An 18404-nucleotide genomic window follows, 5' to 3' on the forward strand; every position below is an offset into this window, starting at 1 on the left:
GGTTAGTTTCCTCCCTGCTGGTCACCCGCGCCGGGGGCGGTAGCCAGGACAGTGCGGCCAATGGGAGCGGCAACTCGGCCGCCGGTGGCGCCGTCGCCGAGCCCGCCGCCGTTCTTCACCACGACGGCAACTGCCACATCCTTCTCCTCATCAAACGCCACGTACCAGGTGTGTGGTGCCAAGCCCTCGCCGTGTTCAGCGGTGCCGGTCTTGGAGGCGTAGTTGTTGCCGTTGTAGCCGTACGTGTTGCGTTCAGAGCTGCGCATGAGGTCCTTGAGCTGATCAGCCACATCCGGGCTGAGCGCCTCGGCGGCCTGGCGTGCACGGAAGTCACGCACCGTTTTCATCTTCGGGCTGATGATGCGGTGGACCACCTGCGGTTCCATGCGGCGGCCATCATTGGCCACGGTGGCAGCCATCACGGCAGCCTGCATTGTCGTCATGGTGACGTCGCGCTGGCCAATCGCACTTTGACCCACAGCCGCGAGGTCCTCTAGCTCACCCAGGGAACCAGCCGCGTTGGGCAGCCCCAGGTCATACTGGGCACCCACACCAAAGGCGGTGGCGGCGTCGCGCAAGGGGCCATCACCGAGTTCGGTAGCCATCTGTACGAAAGCGGTGTTGCAGGACAATGTGAAGGCCTGGTGTAGCGAGGTGGTGCCACCACCGCCACATGTTTGGCCACCGTAGTTGGTCAGCTGCACCTCCGTGCCCGGCAGCGTGATCGCGGATTCCGCCGTCAGCTGAGAATCCGGGGTGTAGCCGTGCTGAAGGCCGGCGGCCGTGGTGATGATCTTAAAAATCGAGCCCGGCGGCAACTGCTCCTGCGCCGCATGGTTGAGCAGCGGGTTACCCGGATCAGAGGTGATGGAATTCCAGGCAGCCTCCGCGGCCGCACCATCCGGGTTGGCCACACCATTCGGGTCGTAGGACGGGCTCGACGCCATGGCCAGAACCTCACCGGTAGATGGGCGCAGTGCCACGACAGCCCCCTCGTATCCGTGGCTGTCCAGCTGGTCAAAGGCGGTAGCCTGCGTTTGCGGGTCCAACGTCAGCTCAAGCGAATCACCCACGCGCTTCTCAGTGGTGCGCAAGAAACGGCTGCCCGTTGCATGCGTCTCACCATTGAGGTTGGCATTGAAACCCTGTTCCAGGCCGGCCACACCATAACGGTCCGACAAGTAACCCACGACTGGGGCAAAGGAGACCGGCATGTTGGGGTAGGTGCGCTGGTAGAACCCTTGCTCGTCGACAAGCGACTCGGCGAGGATCTGCCCACCCGCACTGATCTGACCGCGCTCAATCTGCTTGGCTTCCACGAAATTGCGCGAGTTGCGCGGGTTGCGCGCGTACTCATCTTCGTGGAAAACCTGCACCCACGATAGGTTGATCAGCAAAATCACCGTGAGCACGAGGGAACCAATCGCGCCAATGCGTATCGACGAATTCACTGCGCCACCTCCTCAACCGGCCTATTCGCGTTATTGGAAATGCGCAGCAACAAACCCAACAACATGTAGTTAGCCATCACTGCTGAACCACCGGCGGAAATGAACGGCGTGGTCAAACCCGTCATGGGCATGAGCGCCGAGACACCGCCGGTGACCACGAAAACCTGCACCGCAATCGTCAGCGCAAGACCCGAGGCGATGAGCTTTCCGTATGTATCGCGCACAGCCAGGGCAGTGCGGAAACCACGGGTGATGAAGATGGTGAAGATGATCAGTACAGCGGCCAGACCAACCAACCCCAGCTCCTCACCGATCGCAGCAAGGATGTAATCCGAGTGCGCCACTGGGACGGTCTCGGGGTGGCCAAATCCCAGGCCAGTGCCCGTCACGCCACCCCAGCTCAAGCCGAACAGGGCTTGGGCTGCCTGGTAGCCGGTGTTATCAATGTTGGCAATCGGGTCGAGGAAGTTCTCCACACGGTCCTGGATCTTGTCGGAGATCTGGTACACCGCAAAACCACCAATGGCCACCAGTCCCATGCCGATGACCAGCCAACTCGTGCGGCCGGTGGCGAAGTAAACCATGCCCAGCACAGTGGCGAAGAGCAGCAGCGCCGGACCGAAGTCATTGGACACAGCCATGATCAAAATGGCAATCGCCCACACCAAGAGAATCGGCGCCAGGTCACGCAAACGCGGGAACGTCATGCCCCACAAGGTGTAGCCCGCCACGGTGAACAGGGAGCGTTTCTGCGCTAGAAGTTGGGCGAAGAAGACCAACAACAAGATCTTGGAAAACTCACCCGGCTGGATGGAAAACGGGCCGAGCCAGATCCAAATGCGGGCCTCCGCATCCGGTGGCTGTGGCCACACCAGCGGTAGGGCCAACAGCACCAAACCCATCAAACCAAGCAGGTAGGAGAAACGGCTAAGCTCCCGGTGATCCCGCACCACCAGCAGAGTGGCCACCAAGATCAGCACACCAACGAGGGACCAGATGACCTGGCGTTCCGCTAGGTGCCAGCCTTTGGCAATGTCCAGCCGGTAAATCATCACCAAACCAATCGCGTTCAGCGTGGCCGCCGTAGGCAACAACACTTGGTCTGCGTGCGGGGCGGCGTAACACATCGCCACATGCGCAATCGCGTAGACACCAATGAACCCGCCAACGAGCCAGAGCATGTCCACCGTTAACGCATTGCCCTGGGACAGCTCCAAGCCCACGAGCATGAGCAGCAGCAACGCCGCTGACAACACCAGGAGGAAAAGCTCCCGGCCACGCGAAAACATTTGGCGCACTAGGACACCTCCCGGCACTTCTGTGAGGAGCCAGCCTGGTCAGTCTCTGCTGAGGTGTCGGTCTTATCCACACACGCCGGCAACGCCTCATCTGCTAGGCGGTTCACCTGGTCAGAGATCTCAGAATACGAGCCAGTACCCAAGGTATGTACCCGGGCGGCCGTGGATTCCGGCACATCAGCCACACCGAAACGCTGGCAGTCCTTCGGCACCTCGTCCGTATCTACCACCGTGATCTGGTTCTCATCATTAATGCAGATCTGTTGCACTGGCTTATGCAACTGCTTGCCCAAGATGCTGCTGGTAAAGCCCTGCTCAATCACAAACTCATCAGCGTCATTGACAGTGATGGAGTACGTGTTCGAACTCGCGCGGTCAAACCACCACACACCAACAACACCCGCCGCAACTAGGGCGAGCACGAGAATCAACGTTGTCCAGGGGAAGCGTCGAGGGTGATCCTCCTCATCGTCAGCAGCCGGAGTGTCCGTCTGCTTCGCCCCACCCGAGGACTGCGAGCGGTTTTGGGTGCGCACCAGTTTGGCGGCGCGGCCGGCGGCGGTGTCGGGGTGCGAAGATTCGTCGACAAGCGCTAAAGCCCCAGCGAGCGCCGACTTAGCAGGTAACTCTGGGCAATCATCTGCCTCCGTGTCCACAACATCAGCGATGACAACGGTGACGTTATCCGGCCCACCCGAACGCAAAGCGAGCTCAATGAGGCGCTGCGCGGCCTCCGCCGGCGTGCCCGTGCCCACCGTGGACGCAATCGTCTCATGCGTCACCGGATCCGACAGGCCATCCGAACACAGCAGATACCTGTCACCCGGCTGCGCGTCGAGCAGCTCAAGGTACGGCTCCACCGGCCGGCCCGTGTACGCCTTCAAAATGAGGGACTTCTGCGGGTGGGACGACACATCCTCCGCCTGCAACTTACCCTGATCAACCAAGGACTGCACGAAGGTGTCATCCACCGTGATCTGCGTCAATTCCCCGTCGCGCAGACGGTAACCACGTGAATCGCCCACGTGAATCAGGCCAAACTGGGTGCCATTAAACATGAGCGCCGTCAGAGTTGTGCCCATGCCATCTTGTTCAGGGTTTTCGGCGATGGATGATTGAATCGCCGCATTCGCATCGTCTGCCGCCGCCCCCAGCAACGCGAGCACATCCGCATCCTCCGGGTCGCGGTCAAGGTGCTCCATGTGCTCAACCATGAGCTGTGAGGCAACCTCACCAGCGGCATGGCCACCCATGCCGTCGGCGAGCAGCAGCAAGTGCGGCCCGGCATACGCCGAATCCTCATTATTGCCGCGCACGAGGCCACGGTCCGAAACAGCCGCAAAGTTCAGCTTGAGAGTGCTCATGGCATCAACCTCACAATCGTGCGCCCCATCTTGATGTCCGTGCCCACCTGGACGCGCTCAGGTTGGTCAATGCGGTATCCATCCACGAACGTGCCGTTACGCGAATCTAGGTCCTCCACGAACCACTCCGACCCGCGCCGGAACAGCCGTGCATGGCGTGCGGAGGCAAAATCATCGCCCAACACAAAATCATTATCATCCGCGCGGCCCAGCGTCAGCGCCTCCAAGCTGGCCACCTCCATGTACGAGCCCTGCAGAGGACCCTCCACGACGACCACCTCACGCGCCTTTTCGCGTTTCGACGCCCCCCTCACCGGCGCCGCCCCCGACGTCGCCCGCCGCACACCCAACTCAGCTGCCTTAATATCCTTGCGCTGTGTTGCGAGCACCACAAAGATAAACAGCCACAAAAGAATCAAAAGGCCGAAACGGGCCCCGAGCATGAGAGCACTATCCATAAGAATCCAGCAACCTCCGCTCTAAACGCTCTGCCGCGGTCCGGCGATGCGCACCTCAATCGTTGAATGGCCGAGTGTAATCACATCACCATCAGCCAGCTCCCAATTTTCTACCGGCTGATCATTCACCGTCGTTCCATTCGTGGACTGCAGATCCACCAGAAATGCCGTCTGGCCATCCCAAATAATCTCCGCATGCTGGCGCGAGACCCCAGTATCCGGCAGGCGGAAATCCGCATCATTGGAACGACCCAAAATCGTCGACCCCTGCTGAACTTGGTACGTCCGCGAGGATCCATCCTGGAGCAGCAGTGTCACGGAAGGGGTGGGCATAGCATTCTCCTGGTCTGGCTGGTTTTGCTGAGCTGCGGTTTCTTGTGGTTTAGCCTCGTGCGATGGGCGGGCGGCCGCAACGATTGCGTCAAACCCGCTTTCCACATCCGGGGTCGCATCAACATATGAGGACACACGCAGCTGGCCGGTGCGCAGACCCGACTCTTCCGCCACGCGCACCACCACAGGCCCGTACAGGCTCCACTTCATGTTGCGGATGAAGCGGGTGAGCTGGCCAGCAAGATGCGTGGGCAGATCCGGGTCCCGCGACAGGTTCTCCAGATCCTTCGATGACACACCGATGGCGTAGACATTCGGTACCGCCAAATCATCATCCTCATGAGCCACGACACAATCCTGGGCTTCCTGCTTGAGCAGTTCCTCCAGTTCCGCCGGAACAACACGCCCGCCGAAGACTGCCGCAAAACCGTTATCCAAACCGCGCTGCAAAGCACTGTCAAACTTGGCCAACCGGTCCATCAAGGCCATCTACCCACACCTCCTTTCGCTGCTAACCGCTCTAGTTTCGACAGACAGTATAGAGTTTCGCGGGCACACAACCTAGCTACACAACGCAAAGTGGCCTTTGAGCACGCAATTTGGTGATAGTGGCTGGGTGCGTGCTATGTTTACTTAGTCGCCCGCCCGGGTGGCGGAATTGGCAGACGCGCTGGCTTCAGGTGCCAGTGTTCGCAAGAACGTGGGGGTTCAAGTCCCCCCCCGGGCACGAACAGAATGGCCCGTCGGATGTGCAGATCCGGCGGGTTATTCGTCTTTCAGTGCGTTTATCTCTTATGATCTTTCGGGTCTAACATTCATTTTCCCGAAGAGAAAGACGTGTAATGAACGACATTATCCGCAAGGCCGGTACAGAGTTCCTGGCCACTCTGCTGTTCGTGTTCGCTATCGTGTCCGCAGTGACCACCGCTGGCCAGTTTGCGCCGATCGCTATCGGCTTCGCCCTGATGGTCCTGGTGTACTCCACCGGCCACATCTCCGGCGGCCACCTCAACCCGGCTGTGTCCCTCGGCGCATTCCTGCGCGGCGCAATGTCCGCGACTGAGATGGTCATCTACTGGGTCGCACAGATCCTGGGTGGTGTTGTGGGTGCCCTGATCACCCGCGGCGTGTTCTCCGAGGCTCCGACGGCGGCTCAGATTGACACCGCCCCGGCCTTCATCGTTGAGACTGTCTTCACGTTCATCCTCGTGTGGGTTGTGCTCAACGTTGCCACCTCCAAGGACACCGACGGTAACTCCTTCTACGGCCTGGCCATTGGCGCAACCGTCATGACCGGTGCTTTCGCTGTCGGCTCCATCTCCGGTGGCGGCTTCAACCCGGCCGTGGCAATCAGCCTTGCTGTCAACGGCAACTTCGACTGGGCAAACATCTGGCTCTACATCGTTGCACCGCTGATCGGTGGCGCTCTGGCAGCTGTGGCCTTCCGCGTTTTCAGCCCGGCTGACCACGAGCAGAACGTCAACGCCTAAAAACTGTAACGCTTCGCAGCGGGATAGTTTAGCCTAGGAAACTATGGCTGACCGTAACTTCCCACTGACCAAGCTTCCCATCAACACCGCTACCCGCCCGGGCCCAGGAAAGCCCGGGGAGGTGGCGGTGTTGGCGCGTTTAGCGGACCGTATCGGGGGCCTCGTGCAGGGCAGCAAGACGCTCAACCTCTTCCCGGCGGTGGGCCGCGCGCGCCGCAACTTCCTGCCGTGGCTGGTGTATTCGGGGATGCTCATGCCCTTTGGTATTCTCTCCCGCCAGGAATCTGAGCTGATCATCCTGCGCGTGGCTGCCCTGCGGGATGCGCAGTACGAGCTGGAGCACCACAAGCACTTGGGCAAGAAAGCCGGGCTCACCGCCGCCGACATCGAGGCAGTACAGCAAGCTGAGCACGGCCTCACGGGTCGGCGCGGAGCTCTTCTCAGCGCCGCTGATGACCTCATCCGTCACCGCCAAATCTCCGACGACGTGTACGCCGAACTCATGCGCCACATCAACGAGAAAGAGCTCACCGCACTCCTTTTGCTGGTGACCAACTATGACGGGCTGGCCACCCTCATGGATGTGCTCCAGGTGCCTCTCGACGAGCCGAAGTAACCCCCGGTTACTTCAACGCCGCGTCCTTAGCCACCCACTGGAACGCCCGGTTCAGACCGGTCAGTGCCCAGCGGTACAGGAACGGCAGGTTCACCTGCGCCCACCGGCCAAGCTTCACATCACCACCCGTAGTGATGAGGTACTTGTTCTTCCGCACCCCGCGCAGAATGATCTGGGCGCACTTGGCGGGGGATACGGCATGGCCTTGGAAGAGCTTTTTGGCCTTTTGTACGCGCGGGTTGTTCTGGTCGATGCCGTCAATGTCGATGGTGCGCACCAGACCCGTGTCCACCGCGCCGGGCGCCACCGCATGCACCTTGATGCCGTACGGCGCCAGGTCAAAGCGCAGGACCTCCAGCATGGACAGCACACCGCCTTTGGACGCCGAATACGCCGCATGCCACGGCAACCCCAAAATCCCGGCCGAGCTGGCCACGCACACCAAGCGACGCGGCCCCAACTCCTTCGCAGCCGCACCAGTCAGGGGGCCGGCATCCATCATCGACGGGACAAGAGCGCGGATGATGTGGATGGTGCCCATGAGGTTGACGTCGATAAGCTTTTCCCACTTCTCCAGCGGCATCGAATCCACGCTGCCCCACATGGAAATTCCGCCGACGTGATAGACGGAATGCGGCACGCCATGCTTATCAGCAACCCTCTGCCCCCACTCGGCCACCTCCGGCTGATCCGACACATCCAGCGCCGTCGCATCCAGCACCGCACTGCCGATCTCCCGGGCGGTGTCCTGCAGACCTTCATCGTTGATGTCAGTGATGACCACCTGCCACCCATCAGCAGCGAGCTGAATAGCAACCTGCTTGCCAATGCCGGAGGCGGCGCCCGTAACCACGGCGTATGAATTCTTCATGATGGTTCTCCTTTGCCACTTTAGTTTCATGGTCAAAATAAAGGGGGAACACTCCGTATCCTAGGGAAGTTCGCCACCGAAATATGCCGGTTTTGCCAACGGGCTTAGACTGAACCGCATGCCGCGCAGCCCGATTCCCAGCTATCTCACCGCGATCCTCGACGAGGTTCGCCCCAACACCGACGGCGCAAACGCCGACTACATCGAAGGTTTGCGCAATGCTGACCCGGACAAACTCGCGCTTGCGGTGTGTACCCGCTCCGGGCACCTGTATTCAGTGGGGGACGATGAATATGAATTCACCATCCAGTCCATCTCCAAACCCTTCGTGTACGCCATCGCGCTGGATCAGCTTGGGGAGGAAGAGGTGCATAAGCACGTCGGAGTGGAACCCTCAGGTGAGGCCTTCAACGAGCTTTCGCTTGATCGCGATACGAACCGCCCTGACAATCCCATGATCAACGCCGGAGCCATCGCCGTGAACCGGATGGTGGGGGATGATGCGGCGATCCTTTCGGCCTTCTCCCGCCTGGCCGGGCGATCTTTGACGGTGGATGAGTCCATCCTGGAAGGCGAGCTGGCCACCGCCGACCGCAACCTGGCGCTGGCCCACATGCTGCGCGAATACGGCATGATTACCGGCGACGTGCACGATGCGGTGGAAAGCTACACGCGACAGTGCTCCATCCTGGTCACCGTGCGGGACTTGGCCGTGATGGCCGCGACCTTGGCCAACGGTGGGGTGCAGCCAGTGACAGGGGAGCGGGTCCTAAGCGCCAAGGCGTGCCGCCTGACCCAGGCCGTGATGGCGTCTTGCGGCATGTACGACGGGTCTGGCCGTTGGATGAGCTCCGTGGGAATCCCCGCCAAATCCGGTGTGGCCGGTGGCCTGATTGGTACGCTGCCTGGTCAGCTCGGTGCCGCTTCTTTGTCGCCACGACTCAACAGCGAAGGCAATTCGGTGCGCGGCGTGGAGATCTTCCAAAGCATGTCCTCCACCCTGGGCCTGCACATGATGGCGTCCAACTACTACTCCGCGCCGGGCATCCGTGCGGTGCACCGCAAGGGCGAGACCAACATCGTGGAGTTGCAGGGCATGATCAACTTCACCGCCGCCGAAGCCATCCTCCACGACCTGGTGGAACGCAAGCTCGTCGGCGACAGCCTCGTGCTTGATTTCCGCCACGTCACCTCCTTCAACCTCGCCGGCCGCCGACTGGTCAAGGAGGGCCTGCGCCAATTCCGCGAAGACGGATTCGATGTCGCTGTCTACGACCCAGCCTCCGCTATGCCGGACTACGAATTCTCCGACGGCACCCAGGTGGATTCCATCCAGGACGTCTCCGAATCCTTCGAGCTCACCGTCACCCCGGAAGAGGCCTACACCGCTCTGGCGGAGCCGGAAGTGGACTTCGACGTCGCCGAAGATGACACCGGTGACCGCCTGGTCTGGCACAGCGCCGACGAAAAATGGGCGGAGTCCGACATCATCTTCGACTTCGGCAAAGACGCCGATGGTGCCCCCACCGTCCAGGTCACCCACCGTGGTCTTACGCCCCGCTACGAGGAGGCGGCGAAGCACTGGCGCGGGGAGATCCGCAAGCGCCTCAAGCCGCTCACCCAGCAGGATTAGACCCTATATTCTTCTTACAGGTCTGCCTGTAAGTCTTCCTGCACGTCTGCCTGGGCGTTGAGTCGCTCTTCGTCCTGGGCGTTGCGCCTGGCCAAGATGCGTGGCGCGAAGATGAGGGCCACAACTCCACCGAAGATGGCCCCTGTGAGGAGCGACCATTGGCCGTCACCCACGTTGAAAGCGATTCCCGCGACCATGACCAACGCCAATGCAAGGTTGAGTAAGGTAAGCCCAAGGTATCCCTTGAAGTTTCCCTTCGGGCGCGGTGCGTGATCCTTCAGCCAGCCTGAACCGATGAGCTCCGGCACTATAACGGGCAGGAAAACCAGGAATGATAGCCAGGAACGTTGACCTGGAATAGTCCACGCCAAGATTGCGCCGGCGAGGAAGCTGAACGTGGGCACCATGCTAAACGCCACGGTCTGGGACTTGTGCACCATGGATTCTTGGTATTCATCACCGACGTGACCAGTCACTTTAGACAGGACATTGTCACCGATGGTTGTGAAGATGCTCATTGAAATCGTGCCTTTCTTGTGCGGTTAGCTGTTCTGCTCATCCCCGAAGACTTCCTCGACCGTTTTGCCAAGGACCCGGCACACATCAAGCGCGAGGTGCACGGAAGGGGAGTAGTTGCCTTTCTCGATATTGGCGATGGTCTGCCGCGACACCCCGACCTTCTCCGCGAGCTCGGCCTGCGAAAGATCCATCCAGCGCCGCCACTGCCTCACCATGTTTGCCATGTTTCCGCCTCCTTTGGTGTGTTCGGTGGCTTACCCATACGATAAAACAAACATGACTAGATGTAAAGGAAACTTGACACAAAGTTACGCATAGTGGCGCCACGCTGCGTGAACACTACGATGGGTCGCATGAGCAATGCGTCGAAAGCCATGGACACCATCTGGTGGCACCTCTACCCCCTTGGGGCCACCGGCGCCCCGATCCGGGACCGCGCCGGGGACGGTTCGGATGCCGCACCGCGCCTGCGCCAGCTAGAGCCGTGGCTGGATTACCTCATCGAGCTCGGCTGCGACGGCCTGCTACTCGGCCCGATCTTCGACTCCGTCAGCCACGGCTATGACACGCTCGATCACTACCGCATCGACCCCCGCCTAGGCTCCAACGAGGACTTCGATTGGCTTATCGACGAATGTCACCGCCGCGGAATCAAAATCATGCTCGACGGCGTGTTCAACCACGTCGACGCAACCCACCCATTGGTCGCCGAAGGCCTCGCTGGTAGCACCAACTGGGAGGGCCACGAGGACCTAGCCACCCTTCATCATGATGATGAACGCGTGAAAGAACTGGTCACCGACATCATGAAGTTCTGGCTCGCACGCGGCATCGCCGGCTGGCGTCTCGACGTCGCCTATTCTGTCCCGCCCGCCTTTTGGGCCGACGTGCTGGCCCGCGTCCGTGCCGACTACCCCGACGCGTTCTTCCTCGGCGAAGTCATCCACGGTGATTACGTCCACATCGCCACCGACGGCACCCTCGATTCCGTCACGCAATACGAACTGTGGAAAGCCATCTGGAGTTCGCTTTTCGACGAAAACTTTTGGGAACTCGACCACTCCCTCACCCGCCACGCCGCCGTGTGTGAAGCGATGGTCCCCAACACCTTCATAGGCAACCACGACGTGGACCGCATCGCCGCCAAGGTCGGCCCCGAAAAAGCGATCCTGGCCTTGGCTTTCCTCATGACTTTGCCCGGAATGCCTAGCATCTACTACGGCGATGAGCAAGGCTTTCAGGCCATGCGCGGGGAAGGCTTCAGCGCGGACGACCCCGTCCGTCCGGCCCTGCCCGCAACCCCCGAAGAACTCTCCGATCTTGGCGCTTGGATCTTCCGTGAGCACCAAGCCCTCATTGGTTTGCGCCGCCGCCACCCGTGGCTCACCCGGGCCACGGTCGAAGTCCTAGACAAGACGAATGAGACGATTCGGTATGAGGTGACCGATGGCGCGGATAAGCTTCTCGTCGAGGCTTGGCTCCAACCGACGCCCGGCGTGCGCGTGAGCAGTGGCGATGAGACTATTTACGCGATGCCCGCAGAACCATAAACGAACCCACCAGGCCAAGCACCAGAAACAGCGCCGAAAAACCGATCGACCACGCCGCCGACTGGGCGAACCCGGCCTCCAGACTGCGGATGACCTCCGCGCTTGCCCCAGCCGTCTCGCGCAGCGCCGTGATCGCCGAACCTGCCGATGACTCCGTGGCCTGCGCCAACTCCTCCGGCACGCCCGTCGCCGGGATCGTGCGCGACATAGCCATCCCCAGCGCGGATCCCGCGATCGCAGCACCCAACGCCGAACCAAGCTGGCGCACCGTCGACTGAGTGGCCGAACCCGAACCCGAGAGCTCCTCCGGAATATCCCCGAGCACCGTCGATGTGAGCTGCGCCGACGCAAGCCCCAGACCGATGCCGTACACAACCAGCGTGACCACCACCAGCCACACCGACGCCTGCGCCGCCACCACCCAGGCGAGCAGCGCCACACCGATGACCTCCAGTGCGAGGCCGAGCACCACCACGCCCGGTGCCGTGAGCCGCGCCGCCAGATGGCGTGCGGACGCCCCCGACGCAAACGCGCCCAACGCCATCCCCGCCAGCACAACACCAGTGGTGAGAGTGGACAGCCCCATCGAGTTCACCAGAAACAGCGGCAGCACGAACATGAGGGAGAACTCGCCGATAGCCACCGCCGCCGCCGTCAGGTTGCCCCAGGAGAACGTGCCCACCTTGAACAGGCTCAGATCCAGCAGCGCGTCGCGGCCGTTGCGGGCGCGGTGGAGCTCCCAGCGCAGGAATAGACTGATGAAGATGAGCCCGATCCCGATCGCGAACGGAACAGGCGACATGGTCCAGTTGGCCGGCCACTCCCACGGGCCGAGGTGGAGCGTTGCCTTCTTCTCCCACCAGCCGAGCGTGGTCGCCTCGATGAGGCCGAACACCACCAGGCCGAAGCCGACCGCGGAAGTGAGTAGCCCGTCGACGTCCACACCGCGAACGTTCTGCTTCCCGTGCGTCTGCGGCACCCACGCGATGATGCCAGCGATGACCAGCAGCCCCAGCGGCAGGTTGACCCAGAAGATCCAGCGCCACGACGCATACTCCGTCAACACGCCACCCAGAAGAGGCCCAAGCGCCGCCATGCCACTCATCACCGCGCCCCACACACCGAATGCCGCCGCGCGGTCCTTACCGTGGAAGAGCGAATTTACCGACGACAACGTCGCCGGCAACACCAACGCCCCACCCACGCCCTGCACCGCGCGCGAGGCAATCAGGCTGCCTGCCCCTGTCGCTGTCGCGGCAAGGAGGGAGCCGGCAACGAACAGCACCACACCTGCAATGAACGTGGTGCGCCGCCCAATCCGGTCCCCCAATCGGCCCGACCCCAACAGGAGGGCCGCGAAAATGACGTTATAAATAGCGTTGACCCACTGGGCGTCGGTGAGGGTGAGGTGGAGGGCGGAAATCATCGTTGGCAAGGCCACGCCCACGATGGTTCCGTCGAGCACAATCAGGGACAGTCCGGCGGCCAAAACCGTCAGAGCCTTCCACCGGCCGGGGTTGGTTGTTTGTGTGGTGCTCACAGTATTCCTTTCTTCAATCCCGACTGTAAGACCGCCTCCGATCACCCAACATCGACCGACCGGTTGATTCCGCGCCAAGTACCCGAAACTTTTTTGGGTTTCGAGGGAACCGGGCTGTTTGTGCTTGTTATGTGGCTTCTTCGTGTGTTCCATCGCGTGCTTGAGCGTGTAGCACCTGTGGATAGTTGTGGTTAGGGGTGTCAGGAAGTTTGTGTGTGGGGCAACTGTGGTGTGTTGTCGAGCACGTTGTTTCCGCTGGAACGATGTCATGAGACGTGCGTAACGATGTCACGGAACCAGATACTTGCTAATGTGCCATGTGTTGTCTCGAGACATCGCTTTAGGTTATGTCTCGGGGCTTCTGGGGTTATCCATAACTTCCAGGCAACTTCACCGCGAAATATTCGCGCACGCGCGTGTTGTACCTTGCGTAACCTTTTAGGTGTTATTAAGCTTCCGCTCAGTTTGCGCTGACGTGTGCGCTTGGTGTTGTTGTGGGAGGTTGTGGGGGTTTATGCCGGTTGTGCCGTTGGCGCCTTTTATGAGTTTTGATCCGGTGCATTTTCGTTTGGGTGGCAGTCCGGCTACGTTGCATGCTGCTGCGCTGCGGTGGCGCAGTTTTGGTGAGGCAGCGTTAAAGGCTGCTTCGAGTATGCGTGCGATTAATGATGGTGGGTTCGTTGGTACTGAGGGGGATCAGTTCCGTGAGTTGATGAACGCGAATTTCCCGAACAATCTCAACACCACAGGTGATGCCCATGTGGGTGTGGCTGATGCTATTGACCATTACGCCACGGCGTTGGAGGGGTTGAAAACCCAGATGCGTACGCTGCGTCAGGCTGCGCGAATACATCATGGGCACGTGCAAACAGCGGTAGCTGAAGTACACGCTGCTGAAGCAGCTGCTGCTGGTACTGCTGGTGCTGGTAGTGCTGCAGTGGCTGCGGCGATGGCGGACTATCATGCTGCGATTGCTGTGTGGGAGGCGGACCTACAAGCAGCTGAGGGGATTAAAGATGCCCTTGGCGGTGAGGTCCGCACCCAGGTTGATGCTATTGCGCAGCAGGCTAAGCAGCGGTTTGAGGAAAACCCTAACCTGTTCAAGCAAGCGTGGGATGGATTAAGTGACTTCATGCTTGAGCACGCCGATGTGTTGTCTCTTATCTCTGATGCGCTGCAGGTTATTGGTAGTTTGCTGATGTTTGTCTGCCCCGTCCTCGGGGCAATCATCCTTGGCATTGGGGTCGGGTTGAAACTTTTGCTGGCCGCATCCGGTGGGTGTAGCTGGGGTGAAGCCCTTTTTGATCTGGCTACTGCTGGGCCTTTAGGACTTTTAGGTAAAGCAGCTAAAGCCGGTAAATTCGGCCCCAAGGTGGCGAAAACCGCTACCACAATGTCGCGTGTGGGGGCTAAAACACTCTCTGGGGTCAAAACTGCTACCAGCAAAGCCGCGATGCAGGCCGCCTTGAAGTCCGCTGACGGCCTTAAAGCGGTGACAACTGAGAAGTTGGCGCAGTCTTATTTCCGCACAATCACCCGCGGTAAAGAGATCTGTTTCCGGCTTGAGCCAGTCGATATGGCCACCGGCAACATGGTCGACTTTAAAACTGATGTCTTCATCGACGGCATTTTGCCACTCAGGGTCGACCGCAACGCCAACACCAACTATGAGCTAGGCCGCGCACTAGGCCCACGATGGGTCTCCACAATGGATGTGCGCATTGAAGTCTGCGACGACGAAGTGCTCATGCTTGCCCCCGACGGCGCCTTGATCACCTTCCCACCTGCCCCTAAGGACGGCTCAGAAGTCCGCGCTGACGGCCGACCATGGTTGCTGTCCTACGCCGACGGTGCCTACCGGGTACGCGATATTGCCGCTGGCCTGACCTACACTTTCCGCCTGTTTGACACCACACCCACACCCGACACCACAGCCGTAGGGATCAAAGATTGCTCCCCATCGCTGGGAGGAACGTATATAGCAGCCACAGTTCCTGCAGGCAGCGTTGCTGATGTGTTCAACATGGGCATTGAAATTGGTGTGTCCTCAGTGACACACCACACCGGTGCCACCATTGACTACACATGGGACCTGACAACCGGCCACATGGTACAAATGCGACGATCCGATGACACCATTATCACACTGCATTGGGATAACGCTGTGGGCAAAGTAGCCCACGTTGATGTGTCAAACCCAACAACACACCCAAATGACAAACCCCTACGCCTTATTTCCTATGAGTACGACACCTACGGCCAACTCATCCGAGTAATCAACTCCAACGACGGCGCGTTGAAATACCACTACGACCACGCCGGCCGAATACACGCATGGACAGACCGCAACGATGTGTCCTACTACTACCGCTTTGACCACCACGGCCGCGTGCAATCCCAAGTCGGCACCGGCGGAATGTTCCCCAACATCGTCTACTGGGGCCCCGATGAAGGAACAGACGCCCCACCCGGCGGAACAGTATGCGTAGCACTAGAAACCGCCGGTGAATTCCAAGACGACCCACTTACCCTAGGCGACAGCGTCATCGAGCAGTACTTCCAACGCCTCGAACAACTCCCGCTCTACCAAGCACTCGTCCAAGGCGGACTTAAGACCGCCGGCCTTACCGGCCGCGGCCGGATAGCCCCACGCGACGACAAAAACTGGACAGTCCCACAAGACTGGCTCTACGACGACCTCCTAGGCCACATCCGCCCCACCGTCTACCGCTCCACCCCAGCAGGCGACGTATGGCGCATCATCACACCCGAAGGCCGCACCGAAGACACCACATACAACAACTACCACCAAAAAACATCCATCACAGACCCAACAGGCGCGGTAACTGAATTTGAGATCAACGCAGACGGGATTCACATTGGTGCTCGCTATGGGGACGGTACTGAGTTTCTTATTGAACCTGCTGCTTGGGGGAACCCCGCTCGTGTCATCGGCCGTGATGGCCTGAGTACCGAGTGCGTTCTCGATCCCTTTGGCATGATTAAATCGGTGACTACTCCAACAGGGGCAACAACAACTTTTACTTACGATGTCCGACCCAGCGGGATCGTTCCCTCATCCGTTACTCGTCCCGATGGAACAACCAGCAGTGAGCAATATGACAATGCGGGACGTGTTGTTAGCGCAACAGATACAGCTGGTCGCAGTGTCAACATGGTGCGTGACGTTCGTGGATTGATCACAGAAAGCACCGATGCAGAAAACGCAACTACCGCCGTTGAATACTCGCCGGAAGGTTGGCCGGCCCTAGTTACTCGGCCAGACGGGACCGCACTGAGCGCGGTCTACGATGGCGAAGGAAACAAGATCTCAGTAACCAATGAGATTGGAGCAACTACTAAAACTAGATTCACCGTCTTTGATAAACCGGCTGTAACTACTGACGCAAGTGGTTCAACTACTCGCATTGAGTACAACACTCAAATGGAGCCGGTGCGTCTGATCAACGGTGATGGTAACACCTGGGTTTACTCGTATGATCGAGACGGCGAACTTGTCGAGCAGATTGACTACAACGGGATAACAACGACAAACGCCATTACCGCTGATGGTTTGATTCAAACTTCCTCTTCACCTGCTGGTGTAACAACCCGTACGAGCAATCTCATGGGTCAGGTCGAATCTGTTACAGATGCGCTTGGTACCACCTCTTTTGTTTATGATGCAGTGGGTCGGCTCATAGAGATGAACGGCCCACAAGCGAAAATTCATTACGCTCACGACAATTTCGGCCGAACTGTTCGCGAGACTGTGACCTTGACCAGTGGCGAACAGTTCACTCATGAAATCAATCGGGACGAAGCGGGCAATGCCACCGCAGAACTTGTAACACTCCCGCTTGGGGATACTTTTACTACTTTCTTCAACCGTGACCAATCTAGCGAAATCACATCTAGCAACCTGGTCCGTCGTACGCTGGGCAGTGAGGTTGAAGAAACCGTTGCACATATAGGCTACGGGGTAAACAGTCGCGGTATTCGTAATCGCATTACGACCGAATCATTGGTCAGAACTCTTTCCATTGACTCGCTCGGGCGAATTACCGGCGACACTTTAGAAGCGCTGGATTCTAAAGCCTCGGGCGGTATGCGCACTTTATCGTCGCGGCTTTTCACTTGGCGTCCAGACGGGGCGCTTGAGGGCATTGCTGACTACTTACGTGGAGTCACCACATACGACCTTGATGTAAATGGCCGAGTGACAAGACTTTCGAGGCAGCCTTCCAAATTTGGAACACTGGCCTCCGAAACTATTGACGCTCCTGTGCTTCGTTCAGATGAAGTATTCGAATACTCAGACGCTGGTGTACTTCAGGGGATAGGCACCCTACGTGTGGGAGAGCCCTATTACAACAATCCTCAAGGATTCAGCGCATCGAAGCCCAACCGGCATCCTAGCGTTCCAAATACCTCTGATGCACACGGCAAGTTCGAGATCGATGGAACAATGCCTAAACGTGTCGGCCGAACTGCATACTTCTATGACAAAGCAGGCCGCGTAATTCGCACGGTGACGAAGCGTGTCAGCAAAAAGCCGACAGTTCACCACTTCTACTACGCCACTGGCGAGCAACCCATCGGATTCTCGTCCTCTGATGAACCAGGAGTCGGATATCGTTACATCTACGATCCATTAGGGCGTCGTGTTGCCAAGGAGTGTGTAGATGCTGAAACCGGACAACTCCTTACCCGCACGGTTTTTGGCCATACCGGTAACCAACTAGTTGCGCAACAAACCACCTACGTTGCTAAGCCAATGGCTGGCACAACAGTAGGGTCTTCAAGGGTAGGTGCAACCGGTGACCGACAAAACGAAATTGACCAACTTGTCTGCGGTTCAGGCTATGTCTGGGTTACCGATCCTGCAACGGGCCAACTTATAGGTCAAGTCAGCCTCGAACCCGAGGGGGAATCTGCAGATCTAACGCAAGGACAAATCAGCACTCAATTCGCTTTTGTCCTAACCGACCTAGCAGGTTCACCCCAGGAAATTATTGATCCAGTTAACGGTGTTGTTACTGGACTGGCGACCCAATCATTGTTTGGCAGCCGTTCTTGGCGCGGCAGACAAACGTGCCCATTACTTTATTCAGGACAATATTTCGACACCGAATCTGGCTGGGCATACAACCGTTTCAGGTACTACCACCCTCACGCTGGGATGTACAACGCCCAAGACCCGTTGGGGGCTTACCCCAATATTGCAACAACACAGGGATATGTCAGTCACCCAGCACACTGGGTAGACGTGCTCGGTCTC

At 59.2% G+C, this 18404-nt stretch carries 13 protein-coding genes, 1 tRNA gene and 1 pseudogene; 6 read left to right on the forward strand and 9 right to left on the reverse strand.

Features of this window, described 5'->3' with window-relative positions; genetic code table 11:
• Positions 1–2: 2 nt before the first annotated feature.
• Genes QP994_RS09710 through QP994_RS09730 form a run of 5 tightly spaced genes read right to left on the reverse strand, consistent with a single transcriptional unit; the run spans position 3 to position 5393 of the window.
• On the reverse strand, positions 3–1451 hold the full coding sequence (locus QP994_RS09710) for a penicillin-binding transpeptidase domain-containing protein (protein ID WP_284866540.1): 1449 nt from the start codon (positions 1449–1451) through the stop codon (positions 3–5).
• Complete coding sequence (locus QP994_RS09715) at positions 1448–2749, reverse strand: FtsW/RodA/SpoVE family cell cycle protein (protein WP_284856317.1); 1302 nt, start codon at positions 2747–2749, stop codon at positions 1448–1450. The genes QP994_RS09710 and QP994_RS09715 overlap by 4 nt, the downstream gene beginning before the upstream one ends.
• Positions 2749–4113, reverse strand: coding sequence for a PP2C family protein-serine/threonine phosphatase (locus QP994_RS09720; protein WP_284866542.1), 1365 nt, complete (start codon positions 4111–4113; stop codon positions 2749–2751). Before QP994_RS09720 ends, QP994_RS09715 begins: the two co-directional genes overlap by 1 nt.
• Positions 4110–4571 carry an FHA domain-containing protein FhaB/FipA gene (locus QP994_RS09725; RefSeq protein WP_284856315.1) on the reverse strand — a complete coding sequence of 154 codons (462 nt, stop codon included), beginning with the start codon at positions 4569–4571 and terminating at the stop codon, positions 4110–4112. The genes QP994_RS09720 and QP994_RS09725 overlap by 4 nt, the downstream gene beginning before the upstream one ends.
• Positions 4572–4592: 21 nt before the next feature.
• Complete coding sequence (locus QP994_RS09730; protein ID WP_284866544.1) at positions 4593–5393, reverse strand: FHA domain-containing protein; 801 nt, start codon at positions 5391–5393, stop codon at positions 4593–4595.
• Between the two features lie 154 nt (positions 5394–5547).
• Between QP994_RS09730 and QP994_RS09735 the strand changes: the two genes are divergently transcribed.
• The 3 genes from QP994_RS09735 to QP994_RS09745 all read left to right on the forward strand — a co-directional run bounded on the left by QP994_RS09735 (position 5548) and on the right by QP994_RS09745 (position 7010).
• Positions 5548–5631 (forward strand) — tRNA-Leu (locus tag QP994_RS09735).
• 115 nt (positions 5632–5746) lie between these two features.
• A complete protein-coding gene (locus QP994_RS09740) occupies positions 5747–6394 on the forward strand; it encodes an MIP/aquaporin family protein (RefSeq protein WP_284866546.1) in 648 nt (215 codons plus the stop codon).
• Between the two features lie 43 nt (positions 6395–6437).
• Positions 6438–7010: a carboxymuconolactone decarboxylase family protein gene (locus tag QP994_RS09745; protein WP_284866548.1), complete on the forward strand. Its 573-nt coding sequence runs from the start codon at positions 6438–6440 to the stop codon at positions 7008–7010.
• A 7-nt stretch (positions 7011–7017) separates the two neighbouring features.
• Here the strand turns inward: QP994_RS09745 and QP994_RS09750 are convergent, their stop codons facing one another.
• On the reverse strand, positions 7018–7881 hold the full coding sequence (locus QP994_RS09750; protein ID WP_284866550.1) for an SDR family oxidoreductase: 864 nt from the start codon (positions 7879–7881) through the stop codon (positions 7018–7020).
• Between the two features lie 118 nt (positions 7882–7999).
• Between QP994_RS09750 and QP994_RS09755 the strand changes: the two are divergent.
• Positions 8000–9232, forward strand: a pseudogene (locus QP994_RS09755) (glutaminase); the annotation flags it as partial.
• A gap of 296 nt (positions 9233–9528) precedes the next feature.
• On the opposite strand, the gene QP994_RS09760 reads toward QP994_RS09755, so the two are convergent.
• Together QP994_RS09760 and QP994_RS09765 are read right to left on the reverse strand one after the other, a co-directional pair.
• Positions 9529–10032, reverse strand: a complete 504-nt coding sequence (locus QP994_RS09760) for a hypothetical protein (RefSeq protein ID WP_284856310.1) — start codon at positions 10030–10032, stop codon at positions 9529–9531.
• A 24-nt stretch (positions 10033–10056) separates the two neighbouring features.
• Positions 10057–10257, reverse strand: a complete 201-nt coding sequence (locus QP994_RS09765) for a helix-turn-helix transcriptional regulator (protein ID WP_284866554.1) — start codon at positions 10255–10257, stop codon at positions 10057–10059.
• A gap of 129 nt (positions 10258–10386) precedes the next feature.
• Here QP994_RS09765 and QP994_RS09770 point away from each other — a divergent pair, with 129 nt between their 5' ends.
• Entirely contained in the window at positions 10387–11583 is a 1197-nt protein-coding gene (locus tag QP994_RS09770; protein ID WP_284866556.1) for an alpha-amylase family protein, read from the forward strand.
• On the opposite strand, the gene QP994_RS09775 is transcribed toward QP994_RS09770, so the two are convergent.
• A complete protein-coding gene (locus QP994_RS09775; protein ID WP_284866558.1) occupies positions 11555–13123 on the reverse strand; it encodes an MFS transporter in 1569 nt (522 codons plus the stop codon). The two genes, QP994_RS09770 and QP994_RS09775, sit on opposite strands and share 29 nt — an antisense overlap.
• Positions 13124–13637: 514 nt before the next feature.
• Between QP994_RS09775 and QP994_RS09780 the strand changes: the two genes are divergently transcribed.
• Positions 13638–18404, forward strand: a 4767-nt coding sequence (locus tag QP994_RS09780) for a DUF6531 domain-containing protein (RefSeq protein WP_284866560.1), incomplete at its 3' end; no start/stop codon positions are given.

Source organism: Corynebacterium sp. MSK044 (assembly GCF_030232825.1).
GTDB lineage: Bacteria > Actinomycetota > Actinomycetes > Mycobacteriales > Mycobacteriaceae > Corynebacterium.

Bases quoted from the DNA above. Each gene is read 5' to 3' on its own strand.
- QP994_RS09730 (WP_284866544.1), bottom strand. From the start codon at position 5,393: ATGGCCTTGATGGACCGGTTGGCCAAGTTTGACAGTGCTTTGCAGCGC.
- QP994_RS09770 (WP_284866556.1), top strand. From the start codon at position 10,387: ATGAGCAATGCGTCGAAAGCCATGGACACCATCTGGTGGCACCTCTAC.
- QP994_RS09740 (WP_284866546.1), top strand. From the start codon at position 5,747: ATGAACGACATTATCCGCAAGGCCGGTACAGAGTTCCTGGCCACTCTG.
- QP994_RS09765 (WP_284866554.1), bottom strand. From the start codon at position 10,257: ATGGCAAACATGGTGAGGCAGTGGCGGCGCTGGATGGATCTTTCGCAG.
- QP994_RS09725 (WP_284856315.1), bottom strand. From the start codon at position 4,571: ATGGATAGTGCTCTCATGCTCGGGGCCCGTTTCGGCCTTTTGATTCTT.
- QP994_RS09750 (WP_284866550.1), bottom strand. From the start codon at position 7,881: ATGAAGAATTCATACGCCGTGGTTACGGGCGCCGCCTCCGGCATTGGC.
- QP994_RS09760 (WP_284856310.1), bottom strand. From the start codon at position 10,032: ATGAGCATCTTCACAACCATCGGTGACAATGTCCTGTCTAAAGTGACT.
- QP994_RS09720 (WP_284866542.1), bottom strand. From the start codon at position 4,113: ATGAGCACTCTCAAGCTGAACTTTGCGGCTGTTTCGGACCGTGGCCTC.
- QP994_RS09745 (WP_284866548.1), top strand. From the start codon at position 6,438: ATGGCTGACCGTAACTTCCCACTGACCAAGCTTCCCATCAACACCGCT.